The organism is Streptomyces sp. SID14515 (assembly GCF_010548505.1).
Taxonomy (GTDB): domain Bacteria; phylum Actinomycetota; class Actinomycetes; order Streptomycetales; family Streptomycetaceae; genus Streptomyces; species Streptomyces caviscabies.
The window spans coordinates 177,896-195,517 of record NZ_JAAGMH010000065.1 but is presented as its reverse complement, the minus strand read 5'-3'; the positions used below and the strand labels follow the sequence as shown (position 1 = coordinate 195,517).

The window sequence follows — 17,622 nt, the reverse complement described above, 5'->3', positions numbered from 1 at the left end:
GCACACCTGTCGGATCGGTGGTGGGGCGGTCGGGCCAGGAAGGCTGCCACGACGCAAAAACCGTAAGTTGATCGGTTTTGGGTGTCAAGGGGCCGCGCCTCCCCCGGCACCCCGGTCCACACGAGCGGCCCTCACAGCCGGAACGGGCGGTGCGCGATCCCTTGACGATCAGAAACCGTTCATCGTACGGTTTTCGCTCTCCGGCCGATCCGGTCCGGAACCGATGCCCATCGCCGCCGCGACCGCGCTCCGCGTGCCGTGCGTTCCACCGCTCATCCGCCGCTCATCCACCGCTCTCCCCCTGCTCATCCGCCGACGAGACGAGGACTGGCCATGCCCCCTCCCAGCAGGCGCTCCGCATCCGCTCCCGCCCGCCACCGCCCGGTGACCACCGCCCTGGCCCTGGTGAGCGCCACGGCCCTGCTCGCCGGCACCGCCGCCACCGCCACCGCGACCCCGCTCTCCGCCAAGGCGGACAGCGGCGCTCCGGTCCACTACGTGGCGCTCGGAGACTCCTTCAGCTCGGGTCCGGGTATCCCGGTGCAGACGGACGAGACGTGCGGGCGCTCCTCGCGGAACTACCCGACCCTCGTGGCGGCCTCGCTCACGGCGGCCTCGTTCACCGATGTCACCTGCGCGGGGGCCGACACCCGCCATATGACCGCCCCTCAGGGCGCGGCGGCCCCGCAGCTCGACGCCCTGCGGCCGGACACGACGCTGGTCACCCTCGGCATCGGCGGCAACGACCTCGATCTGACCGGCGTACTCACCCGGTGCGTCCTGCTCGGAAAGCTGGCGCCCCTCGGCGCACCGTGCAAACGGAGTTACACGCTCCTGGGCAGCGACGAGATCGGCGCCCGGATCGCCGCCACCGCACCGAAGGTCGCGGCGGTGCTCGCCGAGATCCACGGACGGTCGCCGAAGGCCCGGGTCCTGGTCGTGGGCTATCCGGCGATCGTTCCCGACGACGGCACGTCCTGCCGGGCCACGGTGCCGCTCGCCGAGGGCGACTTCGCCTGGTTCCGGGACAAGCAGAAGCAGCTCGACTCGATGCTGGCCCAACAGGCCGGAGCCGGGCGCGACATCTATGTCGACGCGTACGCGCCCTCGGTCGGCCACGACGCGTGCAAGCCGCCGGGCGTGCGCTGGATCGAGCCCGAACAGACCGCGGAGGCGGCCGGGTTCCACCCGAACGCCGCCGGACACCGGAGTACGGCCGATGCGGCGCTCGCGACGCTCACCCGCTGACGCCGGGCGCCGCCGCCCCGTCGGCCTCCTCTGCCCCGCCGCTCTCCTCCGGCCCGTCCGCGGGGAGCAGTCCGAGGCGGTCCACGAAGTCGCGCACCAGCGTCTCCATCGGCACCGCCGCGGGCTCCAGCAGCCACTGGGTCTGGAGGCCATCCATCAGCGCCAGCAGCTGACCCGCCACCACGGCCGGGTCCACGTCGCCGGGGTGTCCGGCCTCCTCTTGGAGCGCCCGGACGAGGCCGGTCAGCTCCGCCCGCAGCAGCCGGTAGCGCCGCGTGAAGTACCGGTGGGCGGGGTGGGTCGGGTCGGTGGCCTCGGCGGACAGCTTCGCGTACAGGGCGACGAGGCCGGGCGTACGGCTGTTGCGGGCCACCACCGCGATCAGCAGCCGCATCCGGTCGCCCGGGGTCGGGTCCGGTGCGCCGGGCTCGACGATGCCGGGGAACAGCTCCCGGGCGTCGATCAGGTCGCGCCGCTCCAGCACCTCGATGAGCAGCGACTCCTTGCCCGGGAAGTGGTGCAGCAGCCCGGCGTGGGTCAGCCCGGCGTGGGCGGCGATGTCGCGCAGCGAGACCGCGTGGAAGCCGGACCGGGAGAACAGCTCGGTCGCGGAGTCGAGGATGCGGGCACGGGTGCGCACCCCCTTCGACGGCGCGCGCGACCCGTGTCCGGCCGGCCGGTACGTGGCGTGCGCGGGCCTTTCGCTCACCACGGCGGCCTCCTGTGCTCCTCGGGTGCGGGCAACGCCGTGAACAGCGCGCCGCCGAACTTACCAGCTGGTTGATTTTCGCAGCAGAAAAACCTACCAAGTGGTTAATTCCGCAGGTAGGCTCACCGCCACTCTTCCCGGGACGTCCATCCCCGGCTCTCCAGACGGAGCGAACCCCATGAGCAGAACCACGCGGAACGGAGCCCTGGCGGCCTGCCTGGCAGCCGTCCTCACCCTCGCCGGATGCGCGGACACGGGTGCGCGGGGCGGCACCGGATCGCAGCTGAACATCGCGACGCTGAGCTATCCGCAGAGCCTCGACCCGGCCCAGGCGGTCGGCAGCGCCCTGCCGTTCTTCCAGGCCGCCTACGACACGCTGCTCAAGCGGGAGCCGGACGGCGCCTTCAGTCCGATGCTCGCCACGAAATGGGCATACGACGCCGACGGCACCGAGCTGGCCCTCACCCTGCGCGAGGACGTGAAGTTCGCCGACGGGACCGCGTTCGACGCGGCCGCGGTCAAGGCGAACCTGGAGCGCTTCAAGAAGGGCGGTGGCGCCGACGCGAAGTGGCTCAACGGCCTGGAGTCGGTGGAGGTCGTCGACGCCTCGCACGTCACGCTGAAGCTGGCGGAGCCCGATCCGGCGATGCTGTTCTATCTGAGCGACGCGGCCGGCCTGATGGCGAACCCCGCCGCGTTCGCCAAGGGCGACAGCCTCAAGACGACGCCCGACGGCACCGGCCCGTACCGGCTGGCGAAGGACAGGACCACCATCGGGACCAAGTGGGTCTACGAGCGCAACACCGGCTACTGGGGCGATGAACTCCCCTACAAGGAGCTCTCGATCAGCTTCTTCGACAACGAGACGGCGATCGTCAACGGCATCCGCACCGGTCAGGTCAACGCGGCCCTGCTCCAGAACGCCGACCAGCAGATCAGCGTCGAGTCGGACCCCCGGGTGAAGACGACGAAGCAGGAGTTCGACTTCCAGGGGCTGCTGCTGTTCGACCGTGACGGGAAGCTGACCCCCGCGCTCAAGGACCCGCGGGTACGCCAGGCCCTCAACCACGCGGTCGACCGCACGACCATGCTCGCCACCATCCGGCAGAACCGCGGCGCGGCGACCGGCCAGGTCTTCGGGCCGGACACCGAGGGCTACGACCCGAAGCTGGACACGTACTACGCGCACGACCCCGCGAAGGCCAAGGGGCTGCTGAAGGCGGCGGGTTACCCGAGCGGGTTCACGATCAAGCTGCCCCGGATCGCCGCGATCGTCAACGACGCCCTCGCCGCGTCGCTCGCCACCGACTTCAAGGCCATCGGGGTCACGCTGAAGTGGGACGACCTCGACGGGGGTTCGGCGGTCCAGAAGGTGTTCACCGACCGGGGCTACTCCGGCATGGTCATGAACATGGGCCAGGCCTCGTCCGACTGGATCGTCGTCAACGAGCTGGTCACACCGGGCGCGTTCAACATGTTCGGCACGACCGACGCCACGGTCCAAAAGCTCATCCCGCGCATCCGCGGCGGCTCCGGCGACGAGGCGAAGCAGGCGGCGCGCGACCTCAACCGCCACCTCGTCGAGGACGGCTGGTTCCTCCCCTTCTACCGGATGTCGTATCTGCACGTCTCGGACGGCACGGTGACGATCACCCCGCAGTCCGGCATGGCCGTCCCCTCCATCTACAACTACGCCCCCGCCGGCTGAGCCCGCCCGGATCCCGCGTGCCCGACAGAAATCCCGAGCGCCTGGCACACCGAGTGCCTGACAGATACCGAGTGCCATGCTGAACTTCATCGCCCGCAGGATCACGGCGGGGGCCCTGCTCCTGGTCGTCATCTCCTTCCTCTCCTATCTGCTGCTGTCGATCCCCGACCTGGACGTGGGCCGGCAACTCCTCGGCCAGGGCGCCGACCAGACCGCCGTCGACGCGAAGAACGCCTCGCTCGGACTGGACCGGCCGGTCCTCGTGCAGTACGCCGACTGGCTGACCCATGCCGTACGGGGCGACCTCGGCACCTCCTGGTTCACCAGCGAGGACGTCGCCACCACGGTCTCGGCCCGGCTGCCGGTCACCGCGAGCCTGATGGTGGGCGTCACCCTCGTCGCCACCGTCGTGTCGTTCCTGCTCGGCGTGTGGGCGGGCGTCCGGCGCGGGGCCGTCGACCGGTTCGTCCAGGTGCTGGGCGTCGTGGGATACGCCCTGCCGGGGTTCCTGGTGACTCTGGTGATCGTGCTGGTCTTCGCGGTCAACCTGAACTGGTTCCCGGCCATCGGCTACACCCCGTTCGCCGTGTCGCCCTCCGGCTGGCTGTCCACGATCACGCTGCCCGTGCTGTCCCTGTCCATCGCCTCCGTGGCGGGCGTCTCCCAGCAGGTGCGCGGCGCGGTCATCGACGTCCTGCGCCAGGACTACGTCCGTACGCTGCGGGCGCGCGGGCTGCCCATGTCGCGGATCGTGTTCCGGCATGTCCTGCGCAACGCGTCGGCTCCGGCGCTGTCGGTGCTCGGGATGCAGTTCGTCGGACTGCTCGGCGGAGCCGTGCTCGTGGAGCAGATCTTCGGTCTGCCCGGCATCGGCAGCATGACCGTCACCTACACCACCCGTGGCGATGTCCCCGTGATCATGGCGCTGGTCATGCTCACGGTCGTCGGAGTGGTCCTCATCAATCTCCTGGTCGACGTCATGATCGGCTGGCTCAACCCGAAGGCGAGGGTCGCATGAGCGACAACCTCCCGACCGGCGCGGCGGCCCCCGCCCGGGGCGGAGCGGCCCGCCGGCTCCTGCGCAACCCGCTGGGCGCGGTCTCGGCCGGTGTGCTGCTGCTCCTCGTCGTCGCGGTGCTCCTGGCGCCGCTGCTCGCACCGCAGGCTCCCGACGCCTCCTCGCTGGGCGACGCGTTCGCCGGACCCGACGGCGCGCACCCGCTGGGCATGGACTCGGCGGGGCGCGACATCCTCTCCCGGATCCTGTACGGCGGCCGCAACACGCTCGGCGGGGCGCTGATCGCCCTCGCGGTGGCCCTGGTGCTCGGCGTGCCGTCCGGTCTGTACGCCGGGTACTACGGCGGCCGGTTCGACTCGGTGGCCAACTGGGGCGTCAACCTCGTCATGGCGCTGCCCGCCATGGTGGTGCTGCTCGCCTCGCGGGCCATCCTCGGCCCCAACGTATGGGTGCTGATGATCGTGCTGGGCGTGCTCGCCGCGCCGAGCTTCTTCCGGCTGGTACGGGGCATCGTCGCGGGCGTCCGCAGGGAGCTGTACGTGGACGCCGCCAAGGTCTCCGGGCTGTCCGACACCCGGATCGTGGCGCGGCACATCCTCATCGTGGTGCGCGGCCCCGTCATCATCCAGGTGGCGCTGGTCGCCGGGATCGCCATCGGTCTCCAGGCGGGTCTGGAGTTCCTGGGCGTCGGCAGCGGTTCCTCGGCCACCTGGGGCGCGATGCTGAACGAGGCGTTCCAGAACATCCAGCGGGCTCCGCTGCTCATGCTCTGGCCCGGACTGGCCCTCGGTCTCACCAACGGGGCCCTGGTCCTGCTGGCGGGCGCGGTGCGCGACGTGCTGGAGGAGCGGGGCGGCGGTCAGGACGGCGGACGCGGTGCGCGCCGTACGCACGCGCGTCGCACGAAGGGGGCGCCGGTTCCGTCGGCCCCGGCGGAGAGCGGCGGGCGCAGCCCCCTGCTGTCGGTGCGCGGACTCACCGTCGTCTACGGGAAGCCGGACGGCACACAGAAGCAGGTGGTCCACGGGGTCGACCTCGACGTGCACCCCGGGGAGATCGTCGGCCTGGTCGGCGAGTCGGGGTCCGGCAAGACGCAGACCGCGTTCTCGGTCCTCGGGATCCTGCCGGAGTCGGGACGGATCGGAGCCGGCAGCATCACCGTCGCGGGGCGCGAGGTGGCCGGGCTGCCGGAGCGCGCCCACCGCGCCCTGCGAGGCCGGACGGTCGCGTACGTTCCGCAGGAGCCGATGAGCAATCTCGACCCGGCCTTCACGATAGGCAGCCAGCTCATGGAACCCCTCCGGCAGGTGCTGGGCCTCTCCCGCAAGGAGGCCGCCGCCCGCGCGCTGGACCTGCTGCGGCTGGTGGAGATCCCCGAGCCCGAGCGGGCGATGCGGCTGTATCCGCACGAGATATCCGGCGGCATGGCCCAGCGGGTCCTGATCGCCGGGGCGATGTCCTGCGACCCGGAACTGCTCATCGCCGACGAGCCGACCACCGCTCTGGACGTCCTGGTCCAGGCGGAGATCCTGGATCTGCTGCGCCGGCTCCAGCGGGACCGGGGACTGGGGGTCCTCCTGGTCACCCACAACCTCGGCGTCGTCGCGGACCTCTGCGACCGGGTCGCGGTGATGAGCGACGGCCGGATCGTGGAGACCGGCACCGCCGAACAGATCGTCCATTCCCCCCGGGACCCCTACACCCGGTCCCTGCTCGGCGCGGTCCTCGACGACGCGCCGGCCCGGGAGCCATGGCAGCCGCGCGAGGCGAGGAGCACCACCGTATGACCAGCACCGTGGTCGGCGATATCGCCGCCGAGGAGCCCGACGGCCTGCCGGACGCCCTGCTGCGCGTCCGCGACCTGCGCGTCTCCTACCCCGGCCGGGGCCGCCGCGCGCCGCGCGCCGAGATCCTCAAGGGGGTCTCCCTCGACATCAGGCCGGGCGAAACCCTCGGCCTGGTGGGCGAGTCCGGTTCGGGCAAGACGACGATCGGCCGGGCGGTCCTCGGGCTCGCGCCGGTGCGGTCGGGCGGCATCACCTTCGCGGGCGAGCGCATCGAGCGGGCCGGGGCCGCGCGCCGACGGGCGCTCAGCCGCGACCTCCAGGTCGTCTTTCAGGACCCGTACACCTCGCTCAACCCGTCCCGTACGGTCGGCGACACCCTCGGCGAACCGCTGCTGGGTCAGGGCATCGGCGCGAAGGAGGCCCGCGCCCGGATCACCGAACTGCTCGACCGGGTGCGGCTGCCGGCCGACTCGGCGGACCGGCTGCCCCGGGAGTTCTCCGGCGGGCAGCGCCAACGCGTCGCCATCGCGCGGGCGTTGGCGCTGCGGCCCCGGCTGGTGATCTGCGACGAGCCGGTGTCCGCACTGGACCTGACCACCCAGCGGACGGTGCTCGAACTGCTCCTGGAGATCCAGGAGGAGACCGGCGTCGCCTATCTCTTCGTCACGCACGACCTGGCGGTGGTCCGCTTCATGAGCCACCGGGTGGCGGTCATCCGGGGCGGCGAACTCGTCGAGACGGGCGACGCACGGCGCGTCACCTCCGAGCTCGAGCACCCCTATACCCGTGCGCTGATGCTCGCCGCACCCGTCGCGGACGTCGCGGAGCAGCGCCGGCGGAGGGAGGCGGCTCAGGCGCGGGCACAGGCGACCGCCTGACCGGCCGTCAGCGGCGGCGGGTCAGGACGCGGGTGGTGCCGCCGTCGTCCTCCACGATGTCCCGCACGTGCTCGAAGCCGATCCTGTCCAGCAACCGCAGCGAGGCCTCGTTCGCGGCGGCGACGGTGGCGTGGACCTCGGTCAGCCCGAGGGCGCCGAAGCCGTGGGCGACGACGGCCTGTGCCAGCTCGGTCCCCAGGCCGCACCCCCACGCCGTCGGCGCCAGGGCGTAGATGATCTCGTGGCCGTCGACGGCGTCGGTCCGCTTGATCTCGGCGTGCCCGACCAGGAGTCCGTCTCGGCGGACGGCCCAGACGGCGAACAGGTCCTGGGCGTAGACCTTGGTGAAGACCCGCTCGAACAGGGCCCGGTCCTCCGCCTCGGTGGAAGGGCCGTCACCCATCCACCGGGACACCCCGGCGTCCTGGAACAGGGCGACGAAGTCCTCTTCGTCCTCGGGGACGTACGGCTCCAGCAGGAGCCTCTCGGTGCGCAGAGTCGGGGTCACGGCGCGCGACGCTACCCGGGCGACGCCCGCGCGGGCAATCCGCTTTCCCCGCACCTCGGTCAGGAGGGGCGGGAATCGGCCGCCGGGTCCTCGCGCAGCAGCCGCAGAGCCTTCTCCCGCAGCCGCTGCCGGTGCTCGGGGTCGGTGGCCCGGTCGGCGGCGCGGCCCAGTTCCTCGGCGCGTTCACGGGTGCGGCGGGCTCGCTCCACCGGGCTGTCGTACGGGTTCATGGGGTGTCCTCCGTCGTGGGTCCTCCGTCGGCAACCGGTGTCGTGTGCGCGACCGGAGCCCCAGCGTCACCGGAGTCGGTCCGCACCGCATCTCGTGCGGTCACGTTCGGTGACGACGGGGGAGGCGGGGTCCGGGAGGGGGGTCCGGGAGGGCGCGGCGACGGCCGGTCCGTCGTGACCGGCGTGCTGGGCGCGCCTGTCAGTCGGCGGTGTGGTCCGGATGGCCTTCGGTCCGCCGGTCCGCCTTCATCTCGGCCTCGTAGAGATGGTCGCGGCCCTCGGCGAGTTCCTGTCTGATCTCCCGTTCGATCGACCGGAACACGTCGTAGTAGGTGGCGTTGTACTCCTCCACGATCTGGAACGTCCAGTGCCCGGGGATGACGTTGCGGCCGAGGATCTCCCGTTCGACCTGCTCGGCCCGGTCCGCGTGCCCTGCGGCGCGGAGCAGTCGTACGGCGTCGTCGAGGGCGAGGTCGGCGCTCCCGGTGAGCTGGTGGAAGTCGTAGAGGGCGCCGCGGGCACGCTCGGCGGTCTCCAGCGCCTTCGACAGGGCCCCGAGTGCTTCCACCGTCGTATCGGTGACGCCTTCGGGTCGCTGGTGCCGCGGATCGGGCGGCCTGGCTCCGGGGTTCATGGGGCTCCTCTCCCTCCTGTCCGCGTGGGCGGCCGTGCGTAACCCACCTTGCTGGGGCGGACTGCGTCGCACCCGCCGAGCAGGTCCGGAACGAGTAATCACCGACCGCGGCATTCCCTAAACTGCTGCATTTTCTCCCATCAGGCACTCCGCAAGGCTGTTTACCGTACGATCCATACCTATGGGGAATGACGAGCGGGAGCTCTACTCGGTCGGCGAAGTGGCCGAGCTGCTGGGCCTGCATGTGCGGACCGTCCGGAACTACGTCCGCGAGGGCCGGCTCAAGGCCGTCCGGATCGGCAAGCAGTACCGGATCAGCAAGGAGGACTTCGCGGCTCTGACCGGCCGGCCGGTCGATGGCACCGCCGGCCGCCCGGCCGACGGCACGGCCCCGGAACCGGCACCCGCGCCGGGACACGTCGAGGTGTCGAGCATCGTGCAGATCGACGCGCTCGGCCCGGACGCCGCGCACCGGCTCAGCACGTTCATCACGGCGAGCACGCAGTCCGCGCGGGACACATCGGATCCCCTGCGCGTCCAGACGGTCTACGACAAGGAGCGAACCCGGATGAAGATCGTGATTCTCGGCGGCGCGGCCGCCACCGCCGATCTGCTGCACATGATCGATGGCCTCCTCGGCCCGGACAACGACCTGTTCACCTCCACGAGCGGGCAGGGGTCGGACCGTGCCTGACATCGTCGAGCACCACGGCGTCCCGGTCCTGGAGTGCGATGCCGACGGGGAGACCGTCGCCGACGTCCAGGGCGCTCTGGACCATCTGATCGGCGCCGCGTTCCAGCGCGCGGAGGTGGTCGCCGTGCCGTCCACGCGGCTGGACGACAGCTTCTACGACCTGAGCACCGGCTTCGCCGGAGAGATCCTGCAGAAGTTCGCGAACTACCGGCTGCGGCTGGTCATCGTCGGGGACATCAGCCGTCATCTGGCGGCCAGTTCGGCCCTTCCCGATCTCGTCCGCGAGGCCAACCGCGGCCGGGACATCTGGTTCGTCCCGGATCTGGACGCGCTCGCCGACCGGCTGGCTCCGAACGGGGCGGGCCGGGGCGGCGCGTGAGCCGATGACGCGGGCGGGCGACGGAAAGCCCGTCGCCCGCCATGGAGGAGAGACGGCGGGGAAGCCGCCCGCCCCGAGGACGTCAGCCCTCGTCGCCTCCCGCGTCCTCGTCGCCCTCCTCGTCCTCGAAGGCGTCGCCGATCTCGTCGACGACCTCGGCGGCGACCATGCCGCCGACGACGCCGACGGCCACGCCCGCGGCGACCCCGGCCACCACCGCGCCCGTACCGGGGCCCGAGCGGTGCTGGTCACCGTGGTGCTCCGCGTACGGGGACGGTGTGTCGTACGGAGACGGCGTGCCGTGCCCCCCGTGGCCGGCGACGACCTCCTTCAGCCAGGCGTCGACCCGGGCGTTCCATTCGGCCTGCGCAACCGCCTGGTGGGAGGCGGTGAAGCGGTGGACCGTGTCGTGGCCATCGGAGAGGAGTCCGGCGCGCTTGTCCGCCTCGATCACGACCTCCAGACCGCCCGGTGCGGCGAGGAAGGTCACCTCGATCTCATTGACGGCGTGCGCGTGGCCGGCCGGCGGAAGAATCTCGATCTCCTGGTAGCAGGGCAGCTGCTGGCCGGTCCCCCGGATGTGCCCGAGCTCCAGGTCCGCGGACCTGAACGTGTAGCCGAGCTGGCCGAAAGCCTCCAGGATCGCCTCCTGCGCGGGCAGCGGGCCCACCGCGAGCTGGTCGAGGTCGCCCTTGTCGCGGGCACCCGCGATCTCCAGCTCGGTCCGAATGCCGAGCACCGGGCCCAGCGGCTGGCCGTGGAGCTCGGTGATCGGCGTCTCCCAGGGCAGGGTGAGGCTGAACGGCACGGTGTGTTCCGTCTCCTCCGCCAGCCGGAAGCCGCCGCCGACGGTGAACCGTTCGAGGACGACCGTGCCCTCGTGCTCCTCCTCCTGGTCCTCCCGCTCGACCCTGGCCACGAGGAGCAGGGAGATCCGGTCGACCGACACGTCCGTCCCGCCGCCGCGCAGACGGACCTCTCCGGAGAGGAGGCCGCCGGGCAGCGCCGCACCGGGCTCCAGAACGGTGTCGACCGAGGGTCCGCCGACCCCGAGGGCTCCGAGCAACTTCTTGAACACCATGTGCGGCGTCCGCTCCTTCTGTGAATGCCACCAACCGGGGGCGGAATGCCCCGGGAAGTAAAGGATTTCCCAAGCCCGGGACCGCTACGCACAGTTCCGGCCATCAAGATCAAGGGCAGTCCGCCTCGGGCCGTACCCCATGTGACACTCGCCACTCCCCTTTGCTTTGCGTTCCCTTTACTATCTATCAGGCGGGTTCACACCCGTCCCTCACGTCGAGCCCGACGACCCGAACAGAGAAGGAGCTGCGGCACCGCAATGGGTGAGCCTCCCAGTACGAACCGTGTCATCCCCGATCCCGCGCACCAGGGGACGGAGGTGACACGGTGAGCGAAGTGATCCTGCTCCTCCTCGCCCTCGCGCTGACGCTGGCCTGCGCGGTCTTCGTCGCGGCCGAGTTCTCGCTGACGACCATCGAGCGCAGCGAGCTCGAACGCGCCGCGCAGGCAGGAGAGCGCGGCGCCGAGAGTGCGCTCAAGGCCGCCAAGCGCCTCACGTTCCAGCTCTCCGGCGCACAGCTCGGCATCACCGTGACCTCCCTGGTCATCGGCATGCTCGCCGAACCGTCCCTCGCGGTGCTGCTGCGCGGCCCGCTGGAGGGCGTCGGGCTGCCGTCCGGTGCCGTGTCCACGGTCGCCACCCTCCTCGGCGTGGCCCTCTCCACCGTGGTCCTCATGGTCATCGGTGAGCTGGTCCCGAAGAACTGGGCGATCTCCAGCCCGCTCACGGTCGCCAAGGTCGTCTCGACCCCGCAGCGGGCGTTCACGGCGGCTTTCGCCCCGCTGATCCGGCACCTCAACAACACCGCGAACCGCGCCGTGCGGCGGCTGGGCCTGGAGCCGGCCGAGGAGCTGGCCTCCGCCCGTACGCCGCAGGAGCTGATCGCGCTCGCCCAGCACTCCGCCCGTGAGGGCGCCATCGAGCAGGACTCGGCCGAGCTGTTCGTCCGCACCCTGCACCTGGCGGAGCTGTCCGCCGAGAACGTGATGACGCCGCGGGTCGACGTCCGGGCGCTGGAGGCGCACGCCACCGCCGCCGACGCCGCCAACCTCACGCTGGCCACCGGTCTGTCCCGCTTCCCGGTCTACCGCGACAGCCTGGACGAGGTCATCGGCACGGTCCACATCCGCGACGTCCTCGCCCTGGACGAGACGGAGCGGTCCCGGACGCCGGTCACGGCGCTGGCCACCGAGCCGCTTCTCGTCCCCGACTCGCTGCCCGTGGACCGGCTGCTCGCGCAACTGCGCAAGCACCGGACGATGGCCGTGGTGATCGACGAGTACGGCGGTACGGCGGGCGTCGCCACCGTCGAGGACATCGTCGAGGAGGTCGTCGGCGAGGTCCGCGACGAGCACGACCCCCATGAGCGCCCCGACCTCGCACCGGCCGAACCGCTCGGCGACGGGCGCCCGGTGTGGGCGGCCGAGGGCAGCATCCGGCTGGACCAGCTCGACCGGATCGGCTTCCGCGCGCCGGAAGGGCCGTACGAGACGCTCGCCGGCCTGCTCGCCAACCAGCTGGCCCGCATCCCGGTCCGCACCGACCGGGTGGAGGTCGACGGCTGGCAGTTCGACGTGCTCGACATCGAGCACCACCGGGCCGACCGGGTCCGGATCACCGCGCCCGCAGCGGCGCCCGCCCTCGTGGAGGAGGACGCCCGATGACCGCCATCCAGCTCGCCATCGGCGCGCTCACCCTCCTGACCAACGCGTTCTTCGTGGGCGCCGAGTTCGCCCTGATCTCGGTCCGCCGCAGTCAGATCGAGCCGCAGGCCATGCGGGGCAGCCGACGCGCCAAGAGTGCCCTGTGGGGTCTCGAACACCTGTCGGCCGCCATGGCCACCGCGCAGCTCGGCATCACCATCTCCTCGCTGGTGCTGGGCGCCGTCGCGGAGCCGGCCATCGCGCATCTGCTGGAGCCGCCGTTCGACGCGGTCGGCGTGCCAGAAGCGCTGGTCCACCCGATCGCCTTCGTGATCGCGCTGACGCTGGCGACGTATCTGCACATGCTCATCGGCGAGATGATCCCGAAGAACATCGCGCTGGCCGCCCCCGTCGCCACCGCGCTGGCGCTGGGGCCGTCCCTGGTGGGTCTGACGCGGGCGCTGCGGCCGGTCATCTTCGGCATCAACGCCTTCGCCAACATGCTGCTGCGGCTGCTCAAGGTCGACCCCAAGGACGAGGTCGCCTCGGTGTTCACCGACGACGAGCTCGTGCGGCTGGTGAAGGACTCCAGCGACGCCGGGCTGCTCGCCCCGGCCGACGGTGAGCGGCTGCGGGACGCGCTGGAGCTCGGGACCCGGCCGGTCGGCGAGGTGATGGTCCCGCTGAACCGGACCGTCACCGTCGACCTGGGCATCACCCCGCAGGGCCTGGAGCGGGCCGCGGTCGCCTCGGGCTTCTCCCGGCTGCCGGTCACCGGACCCGACGACGAGCTGCTGGGCTACTTCCACATCAAGGACGCCCTCGGTGTCGCGGAGCGCACCAAGGCGCTGCCCACGAGCTCCCTGCACCCCGTCATCCGGGTCGAGATCGACACCCCGCTCGACGACGCCCTCACCACGATGCGTGCCGCCGGTACCCATCTCGCGGCGGTCGCCGGGGACAAGGGCACGGTCATCGGCTTCGTGACGATGGAGGACGTACTGGACGAGCTGGTGGGGGCCGCCGCGGTCTGACCGGCCCGGCGGAACACCACCGCGTGTAACGGAAGGAGAGGCGGCCCGTCGTGCGACGGGCCGCCTCTCGCCGTTCCCGGCCAACGGCCCTGTCGGCCCTGCCCGAACGCGTAAGCTCGGCGGATGGCCAAGTACTTCGACGTGCACCCCGCAAATCCCCAGCCCCGCACCATCGGCACGGTGGTCGACAGCATCCGGTCCGGTGCGCTCGTCGCGTACCCGACCGACTCGTGCTACGCACTGGGCTGCCAGTTGGGCAACCGTGACGCCCTCGGCCGGATCCGGTCGATCCGGAACCTCGACGACAAGCACCACTTCACGCTGGTGTGCCACGACTTCGCGCAGCTGGCGCAGTTCGTCCGCGTGGACAACGACGTGTTCCGGGCGGTCAAGGCGGCGACGCCCGGCAGCTACACCTTCATCCTCCCGGCGACGAAGGAGGTTCCCCGCCAGTTGCTGCATCCGAAGAAGAAGACGGTCGGTGTGCGTATCCCCGACCATGTCGTGACCCAGGCGCTGGTCGCCGAGCTCGGCGAGCCGCTGCTCTCCAGCACCCTGCTGCTGCCGGACGAGGAGGAGCCGCTGACGCAGGGCTGGGAGATCAAGGAGCGGCTGGACCACGAGGTGGACGCCGTCATCGACTCGGGCGACTGCGGCACCGAGCCGACCACGGTCATCGACTTCTCCGGCGACGAGCCCGAGATCGTACGCCGCGGAGCCGGGGACACGTCCCGCTTCGAGTGATCCGGGGCGGCAGCGGGGCAGACTGGCGGGCGTGACAGGTGAGCGACTGCGGTTCGACGGCTGGATCGCCGGTGTGGGGACCTCCTCGGGCACCCGGCTGGTGGTCGGGCACTGGCCGCGCTCGCCCTTCGGCGCGTTCAGCGACGTCATGGTCGAGCATCCCGACGGCGAACGGGTCCTGCTGGCCCCGACCCGGCGGATCGCGGACTTCGTCGCCGCCACCTACCGCTTCGACCGGATCGAGGTGGTGCCCGTGACCGTGACCGCCGTCGCCGGCGACAGCTGGCTCGTCGAGGCGGGTCCGCTGCGCCTCCGGCTGCGCACCGGACGCCGGTCCGCCCTCGGGCTGCTCCTGTCCGCCGTACCGGCCCCGCTGGTCCGCAGCCCGGTCTGGGCCGCGCTGTGCGACGTGCCGGCCCGGCTGCTGATGCCCGGCGTACGCACCTTGGGCCGCGCCGGCCCCGGTCGGCGGGAGTGGTACGGGGCGCGGGATCTGCGGCCGGTCGTGGCCGCCGACGCCGTGCTGGACGGGGTGGGCCTGGGCGCGCTCGCGCCGCTCGATCCGCCGGTCGCCTTCGGATTCGGCTCCGCCCCGCGCGGCCCTTCCCTGGTGCGCGTCACCACAACGGTGGAACTCTCGGCCGCCGGGCGGTGAGGGGCCGCAGCGCCCCCGGGCGGGCGCGGGAGCCTGTCGCGGACCGGCTTCGGCCCGCTCGCGGAGCGGGCCGGCCGGGGATGCGCGGGGGCGGGGCGCGCCGCAGGGTGGACCCATGGCAAATCCCCCGATCGTCATCCACCGTCCGACCCCCTCGGGCGGCCGCCGGGTGACCGTGCACTACGAAGGCCGGGACGAGATACTCGGGCTGGCCCACAGCGACCACGATGTCATCGTGTTCCTGAGCGAGGCCGGCCTCGAAGAAGCGGACCGGCTCCTCGACAATCCGGTCTGGGTGGAGTGGCGGGGCGGGCGGGCCCACCGCTACGAGGCGGCCTGAGCGGCCGCACCACCGGCGCCTCCCGCACCGCGCAGACCGTCGAGGATGTCCGAAACCGTCTCCTCGGGCGTCTGACCGGATGTGTCCAGCCAGCGGCCGATACGAGGCGTCCCGCTCCGCAGATGCGCGTCGAACGCTTCGACGGTCCACTCCCCGTACCCCGTCTTCGCCCGCGCCTCCTCCCGCTCGCGCACGGTGCCCGGCGAGGGGGCGAGCACGACGATGTGGAGCGGACGGGTCCGGACCCTGTCGACGTAACGGGGCAGGTCGTCGCCGAGCACGATGTCCTGGACGACGGCCGTCCAGCCGTCGTCCGCGTAGGCGTCGGCCACCTGCGCGGAGATCCGCTGACGCAGGTCGAGCTGGCTCCGGGCCTCCGCCGCCTCGTCGGGTGTCATCTCCGCGCGGCCGGAGACGATCATCCGGCGGAAGACGTCGCCGCGCACATGTACCGCTCGCGGCAGGCTCTCCGCCAGGAGCTGGGCGACGGTGGACTTGCCCGCCGCCATCACTCCGGTGATCAGGACGACGCAGGGGCCCGGGTCGACGCCCGTCATGCCGTGCCCGCCGGGGTCGACTCCGGGCTCCCGAACAGGTCGCGGACCTCGTCGGCGTCGGTCTCCCGCAGTGCGTCGTCCAGCAGGATCCAGCGGGTGATGCCCACGGATTCCAGGAACGGCAGGTCGTGGCTGGCGATGACGAGCGCGCCCTCGTAGGACTCCAGGGCGCTCGTCAGCTGCCGCACGCTCGCCAGGTCGAGGTTGTTCGTCGGTTCGTCCAGCAGGAGCAACTGCGGGGCGGGGGCGGCGAGCATCGTCGCCGCGAGCGCGGCGCGGAAGCGTTCGCCGCCCGAGAGAGTGCCCGCCGGCTGCTCCGCGCGGGCCCCTTTGAAGAGGAACCGGGCGAGCTGGGAGCGGATCTGGTTGTCGGTGGTGCCCGGAGCGGTGCGGGCGACGTTGTCGGCGACGCTCAGCGCGTCGTCGAGGACGTCCAGCCGCTGCGGCAGGAATTTCAGCGGCACCGCCGCCGTGGCCTCTCCGGTGCTCGGTTCGAGCTCCCCGGTGAGCGTGCGCAGCAGGGTCGTCTTGCCGGCCCCGTTGCGGCCGACCAGGGCGATGCGTTCGGGGCCCTTCACCTGGAGGCTGCCCTCGCGCAGCTGTCCGTAGGGCAGGCTCAGGTCCCGTACGGTCAGGACGGTGCGGCCGGCCGGTACGGTGGTGTGGGGCAGGCTCACCTTGATCTCGGCGTCCCGGCGGATGGCCTCGGCGGCTTCCTCCCGGCGCTCGCGAGCCTCGTCGAGGCGGTCCTCGTGCAACCCGCGCAGCCGGTCCCCGGATTCCTGCGCCGAGCGCTTGCGCTCCCCGGCGACGATGCGCGGGGCCTTGCGCTGGCCGTCCAGCTTCTTGTCGTGGCGCTGGCGGCGGGCCACCTTGACCCGGGTCTCCTCCAGTTCGCGCTGTTGACGGCGTACGTCGGCGTCGGCGGCGCGCAGCATCCGCCCGGCGGCCTCCTGCTGGGTGGCGAGGGCCTCCTGGTAGGCGGACCAGCCGCCTCCGTACCAGCTCACCGAGCCCGAGCGGAGTTCGGCGATGCGGTCGACCCGCTCCAGCAGGTCCCGGTCGTGGCTGACGACGATCAGGATGCCGGAGCGCCAGGAGTCGACGGCGTCGTAGAGCCTGCGGCGGGCGAACAGGTCCAGGTTGTTGGTCGGTTCGTCGAGGAGGAGGACGTCGGGGCGTTCCAGGAGCAGCGCGGCCAGGCGCAGCAGGACTGTCTCCCCGCCGGACAACTGCCCGACGGTGCGGTCCAGTTCGACGGCTCCGAGCCCGAGGGAGCCGAGGGTGGCCAGGGCGCGTTCCTCGACGTCCCAGTCGTCTCCGACCTTCTCGAAGTGCTCTTCCCGTACGTCTCCGGACTCGATGGCGCGCAGGGCGGCCCGCCGCTCGGCGATGCCGAGGGCCGCGTCGACGCGCAGGGTGGTGTCCAGGGTGATGTTCTGGGGCAGGTGGGCGAGGTTTCCGCCGACGGTGACGGACCCGGCCGAGGGGCGCAGAAGCCCGGCGAACAGGCGCAGCAGGGTCGACTTGCCGGCCCCGTTGGCGCCCGCCAGACCGGTGCGGCCCCGGGGGACGGTGAGGGAGAGCCCGTCGAAGAGCTTGGTGCCGTCGGGCCACTGGAAGGTGAGGTTGGAGGCGGCCACGGAGGCGCTGGGCGCGGTGGGATGGCTCATGGTGGTTCTCGCAGTCGGAAGCGGAGGAACGGGGGGCTTCGTATGCGAACAGCACGCGGCGACCCGGCCGGGGGCCGGAAAGTGGTGGGAACAGTCCTGCGA

The 17,622-nt window shown here is 71.9% G+C and carries 19 protein-coding genes; 12 read left to right on the top strand and 7 right to left on the bottom strand.

The features are described 5' to 3' along the window. The first annotated feature begins 333 nt into the window (after positions 1-333). Entirely contained in the window at positions 334-1,248 is a 915-nt protein-coding gene (locus tag G3I54_RS12260; protein ID WP_164613974.1) for an SGNH/GDSL hydrolase family protein, read from the top strand. On the opposite strand, the gene G3I54_RS12255 is transcribed toward G3I54_RS12260, so the two are convergent. Beyond that, positions 1,238-1,957 carry a TetR/AcrR family transcriptional regulator gene (locus G3I54_RS12255; protein ID WP_164613972.1) on the bottom strand — a complete coding sequence of 240 codons (720 nt, stop codon included), beginning with the start codon at positions 1,955-1,957 and terminating at the stop codon, positions 1,238-1,240. The two genes, G3I54_RS12260 and G3I54_RS12255, sit on opposite strands and share 11 nt — an antisense overlap. A 178-nt stretch (positions 1,958-2,135) precedes the next feature. On the opposite strand from G3I54_RS12255, the gene G3I54_RS12250 reads away from it, so the two are divergent. From G3I54_RS12250 to G3I54_RS12235, 4 genes are all read left to right on the top strand, one after another. Then, positions 2,136-3,665: an ABC transporter substrate-binding protein gene (locus tag G3I54_RS12250; protein WP_164613970.1), complete on the top strand. Its 1,530-nt coding sequence runs from the start codon at positions 2,136-2,138 to the stop codon at positions 3,663-3,665. Between the two features lie 76 nt (positions 3,666-3,741). Continuing rightward, on the top strand, positions 3,742-4,683 hold the full coding sequence (locus G3I54_RS12245; protein WP_164613968.1) for an ABC transporter permease: 942 nt from the start codon (positions 3,742-3,744) through the stop codon (positions 4,681-4,683). Beyond that, the gene (locus G3I54_RS12240; RefSeq protein WP_164613966.1) at positions 4,680-6,470 is read left to right on the top strand and encodes a dipeptide/oligopeptide/nickel ABC transporter permease/ATP-binding protein; all 1,791 of its coding nucleotides are present in this window, start codon (positions 4,680-4,682) and stop codon (positions 6,468-6,470) included. The genes G3I54_RS12245 and G3I54_RS12240 overlap by 4 nt, the downstream gene beginning before the upstream one ends. Continuing rightward, positions 6,467-7,348, top strand: coding sequence for an ATP-binding cassette domain-containing protein (locus G3I54_RS12235; protein ID WP_164613964.1), 882 nt, complete (start codon positions 6,467-6,469; stop codon positions 7,346-7,348). Before G3I54_RS12240 ends, G3I54_RS12235 begins: the two co-directional genes overlap by 4 nt. A gap of 7 nt (positions 7,349-7,355) precedes the next feature. Here the strand turns inward: G3I54_RS12235 and G3I54_RS12230 are convergent, their stop codons facing one another. The 3 genes from G3I54_RS12230 to G3I54_RS12225 form a co-directional block, all read right to left on the bottom strand. Beyond that, the gene (locus G3I54_RS12230) at positions 7,356-7,856 is read right to left on the bottom strand and encodes a GNAT family N-acetyltransferase (protein WP_164613962.1); all 501 of its coding nucleotides are present in this window, start codon (positions 7,854-7,856) and stop codon (positions 7,356-7,358) included. Between the two features lie 59 nt (positions 7,857-7,915). Continuing rightward, positions 7,916-8,086, bottom strand: a complete 171-nt coding sequence (locus G3I54_RS38970) for a DUF6381 family protein (protein WP_203686005.1) — start codon at positions 8,084-8,086, stop codon at positions 7,916-7,918. A 199-nt stretch (positions 8,087-8,285) separates the two neighbouring features. Continuing rightward, on the bottom strand, positions 8,286-8,720 hold the full coding sequence (locus G3I54_RS12225) for a hypothetical protein (RefSeq protein ID WP_164613960.1): 435 nt from the start codon (positions 8,718-8,720) through the stop codon (positions 8,286-8,288). A gap of 181 nt (positions 8,721-8,901) precedes the next feature. Between G3I54_RS12225 and G3I54_RS12220 the strand changes: the two genes are divergently transcribed. Together G3I54_RS12220 and G3I54_RS12215 are read left to right on the top strand one after the other, a co-directional pair. After that, on the top strand, positions 8,902-9,414 hold the full coding sequence (locus tag G3I54_RS12220) for a helix-turn-helix domain-containing protein (protein ID WP_164613958.1): 513 nt from the start codon (positions 8,902-8,904) through the stop codon (positions 9,412-9,414). Then, complete coding sequence (locus tag G3I54_RS12215) at positions 9,407-9,793, top strand: DUF4180 domain-containing protein (RefSeq protein ID WP_164613956.1); 387 nt, start codon at positions 9,407-9,409, stop codon at positions 9,791-9,793. Before G3I54_RS12220 ends, G3I54_RS12215 begins: the two co-directional genes overlap by 8 nt. 82 nt (positions 9,794-9,875) lie before the next feature. On the opposite strand, the gene G3I54_RS12210 is transcribed toward G3I54_RS12215, so the two are convergent. Continuing rightward, on the bottom strand, positions 9,876-10,874 hold the full coding sequence (locus G3I54_RS12210) for a sporulation protein (protein WP_164613954.1): 999 nt from the start codon (positions 10,872-10,874) through the stop codon (positions 9,876-9,878). Between the two features lie 326 nt (positions 10,875-11,200). Between G3I54_RS12210 and G3I54_RS12205 the strand changes: the two genes are divergently transcribed. The 5 genes from G3I54_RS12205 (at position 11,201) to G3I54_RS12185 (ending at position 15,290) form a co-directional block, all read left to right on the top strand. Then, positions 11,201-12,538 carry a hemolysin family protein gene (locus tag G3I54_RS12205; protein WP_164613952.1) on the top strand — a complete coding sequence of 446 codons (1,338 nt, stop codon included), beginning with the start codon at positions 11,201-11,203 and terminating at the stop codon, positions 12,536-12,538. Continuing rightward, positions 12,535-13,551: a hemolysin family protein gene (locus tag G3I54_RS12200; protein ID WP_164613950.1), complete on the top strand. Its 1,017-nt coding sequence runs from the start codon at positions 12,535-12,537 to the stop codon at positions 13,549-13,551. Before G3I54_RS12205 ends, G3I54_RS12200 begins: the two co-directional genes overlap by 4 nt. A 123-nt stretch (positions 13,552-13,674) precedes the next feature. Next, positions 13,675-14,295 carry an L-threonylcarbamoyladenylate synthase gene (locus G3I54_RS12195; protein WP_164613948.1) on the top strand — a complete coding sequence of 207 codons (621 nt, stop codon included), beginning with the start codon at positions 13,675-13,677 and terminating at the stop codon, positions 14,293-14,295. A gap of 31 nt (positions 14,296-14,326) precedes the next feature. After that, positions 14,327-14,950, top strand: coding sequence for a hypothetical protein (locus tag G3I54_RS12190; RefSeq protein ID WP_164613946.1), 624 nt, complete (start codon positions 14,327-14,329; stop codon positions 14,948-14,950). A gap of 115 nt (positions 14,951-15,065) precedes the next feature. Then, entirely contained in the window at positions 15,066-15,290 is a 225-nt protein-coding gene (locus G3I54_RS12185; RefSeq protein ID WP_030080623.1) for a hypothetical protein, read from the top strand. On the opposite strand, the gene G3I54_RS12180 is transcribed toward G3I54_RS12185, so the two are convergent. Beyond that, positions 15,275-15,847, bottom strand: a complete 573-nt coding sequence (locus tag G3I54_RS12180; protein ID WP_164613944.1) for an AAA family ATPase — start codon at positions 15,845-15,847, stop codon at positions 15,275-15,277. The genes G3I54_RS12185 and G3I54_RS12180 overlap by 16 nt on opposite strands. Beyond that, the gene (locus G3I54_RS12175) at positions 15,844-17,520 is read right to left on the bottom strand and encodes an ABC-F family ATP-binding cassette domain-containing protein (protein ID WP_164613942.1); all 1,677 of its coding nucleotides are present in this window, start codon (positions 17,518-17,520) and stop codon (positions 15,844-15,846) included. Before G3I54_RS12175 ends, G3I54_RS12180 begins: the two co-directional genes overlap by 4 nt. Positions 17,521-17,622: the final 102 nt, after the last annotated feature.